The sequence below is a fragment of the Loigolactobacillus binensis genome (genome assembly GCF_005405165.1).
Taxonomy (GTDB): domain Bacteria; phylum Bacillota; class Bacilli; order Lactobacillales; family Lactobacillaceae; genus Loigolactobacillus; species Loigolactobacillus binensis.
This window is the reverse complement of record NZ_BJDN01000066.1, coordinates 1-2,075: the sequence shown is the minus strand read 5'-3', so window position 1 is coordinate 2,075 and position 2,075 is coordinate 1. Positions and strand designations below refer to the sequence as shown.

General features: G+C 36.6%; 4 protein-coding genes. 2 read left to right on the top strand and 2 right to left on the bottom strand.

Going from position 1 to position 2,075, the window contains the following annotated elements:
- Positions 1-205: 205 nt before the first annotated feature.
- The gene (locus tag FFM78_RS13590) at positions 206-565 is read right to left on the bottom strand and encodes a hypothetical protein (RefSeq protein ID WP_120770897.1); all 360 of its coding nucleotides are present in this window, start codon (positions 563-565) and stop codon (positions 206-208) included.
- 12 nt (positions 566-577) lie between these two features.
- Positions 578-1,165, bottom strand: a complete 588-nt coding sequence (locus FFM78_RS13585) for a site-specific integrase (protein WP_137638906.1) — start codon at positions 1,163-1,165, stop codon at positions 578-580.
- Between the two features lie 76 nt (positions 1,166-1,241).
- Between FFM78_RS13585 and FFM78_RS13580 the strand changes: the two genes are divergently transcribed.
- Both FFM78_RS13580 and FFM78_RS13575 read left to right on the top strand, forming a co-directional pair.
- Positions 1,242-1,520 (top strand): type II toxin-antitoxin system Phd/YefM family antitoxin, encoded by a 279-nt coding sequence (locus FFM78_RS13580; RefSeq protein WP_060678116.1) that lies wholly within the window; start codon positions 1,242-1,244, stop codon positions 1,518-1,520.
- Positions 1,520-1,876: a type II toxin-antitoxin system YafQ family toxin gene (locus tag FFM78_RS13575; RefSeq protein ID WP_042494406.1), complete on the top strand. Its 357-nt coding sequence runs from the start codon at positions 1,520-1,522 to the stop codon at positions 1,874-1,876. Before FFM78_RS13580 ends, FFM78_RS13575 begins: the two co-directional genes overlap by 1 nt.
- Positions 1,877-2,075: the final 199 nt, after the last annotated feature.

Here is a 2,075-nt window from a genome sequence, read left to right as displayed (position 1 = left end):
AAACATAAATTGAATTAAAAATACAGTCAATTCAACAACGAGAAAAATTGATTGTATGGTTATCAGCAGACCGAGTGAAACGAGGTCAATGCGCACTTATAACCTTGACACTTGTCAAGGGTAGATTTAATCCCCATTTTGATGGGGATTATTTGTATTAGAAGGCTAGCGCCAACAATAAAAATCCTAGAGCCAAATCTCAAGATTAATCAATCACATTACGAAGGATCCAATGACTATAAGCAAGACGAGCACCGGGAGTTATCACCCAGGGGTGATTAATTTCAAAAATTTGAATTTCAGTTGCTAAGTAAAGTGGCGTCTTACCATGATTAAAAGCAAAAACGGGTTGCGGAAAATCAGGCTTACTAGCAACTTGATGAACACTTTGACGAGAGTTCATCTGCCAACGAATTTTTAAATCTTCACGCGACAATAATTGCGGTAATTGTGTTTTTTCAATTTGAGCTTGTTGCTGCAACTTTTGTGTAAAGGCTTGTTTAGTCTTGTTTTGATGCCAATCATCAAAAAGATCATACTTGTTGGTTTCAAAATCTAAATCCATAAAGCCAGCCCCCTAACCAAAATCAATTTGATCCAGCATCGTTTCGGTACTAGCCTGGTCTAAGCCTAAATAAGCTAAAGTCATCGCCTCACTGGAATGATTGAGCAGATTCATGACTAAGCCAATATTATAATTTGATTGCGTGTAAACACGATAAGCCCCAGTTTTGCGCATCGTATGAGTACCTAGGTAATTAATTCCTAATAGATCGCCAACCTTACTCATAATTTTGTAGAACTGTTTTTCAGTAATATGGCGTTCTGGGTGTTGAATGGAAAGAAAGAGCCATTCAGAATCCAGCTGATGATCAAGTAGCCATTGACGGTACAATAAGAGCTCTGTTTGAACAGGTTTAAGGTACAAGGTATTAGGTTTACCAGTTTTTCGGTCGTGAATAAACGCATTTTGTTTAATAGAACCGTCCGGATTAAAAATATCGGCCTGTTTTAAGCGCATGACATCACTGACTCGCAGCAGTGTCGCTTTGCCAACTTGAAAAACTGTATAGTTACGCCGGCCAGCTTTAAAGTTGTTGAGTAAGGTATCTTGAACCTCTTTGAGAACGTTTGAATCTTTGATGGGTAAGACAACTTGTTGCATAGTTTTAGCTCCTTAAAAAATTGATTTTTAGTACAAATTAAAGTACAATATTAAGTACAATGAAAGGGTGGTAAATATGACATTAGCACTAACACAGAGCGATTTTCGCGCTAACCTAAAAAAATATTTAGATCAAGTTAATGACGAAGACGAAACCGTTTATATTGCTCGTTCAAATAGTCGCGCAGTAGCCATCGTTTCACAAGAAAAAATGGACTGGTTAGAAAGAGCATTAAAAGCTAAAGAAGGTTCGTTAGAATATGCAATTGCACGTGATCAGTTAATTAAACGCCATGTCTTACCTGACGATGAAATTGTTGAACCAGATGATGATTATTGGGGTCAGTTTAAATAATGAAAAAACTAAGATTTAAACCACGTGCAACCTTTAATGCTGATCTAAAACGGCTAGCCAGTTTAGACAAATCTATTATTGATGAAGTTCGAGCAGCCATTGACCTGTTGCTTGAGCAACAACAATTACCACCAGAATTTGAAGATCATGAGCTTAATCGGCGAATGAGCGGCTATAATGAATTTCATTTACGAGACACCCCGAAAAACAAAACACCAAGCGAAACTAACGATGTCCTGGTGGTTTATACGATTGATAAAGATGAACTAGTCTTAATTGGAATTCGAGTCGGATCGCATGATCGTTTATTTCCTGGTCAAAATCGTTCTAAAAGGTATCGAAAAAATAACGAATAAAAGAAGCTATTTCTGGTATATAAAAATAAATAACCCCTAATATCTACATTATAGATATTAGGGGTTATTCTTTCAACGTTTTCGAGGGGGTATTTGTTAATTATAGGCCCTAAAATGCAACACATAGTTTTCTATACTAGCTTCTCAATGTCCCTTGTGTTTTTGTATTTTCTTGGCCTGGTGCAATTTATATCTTTTT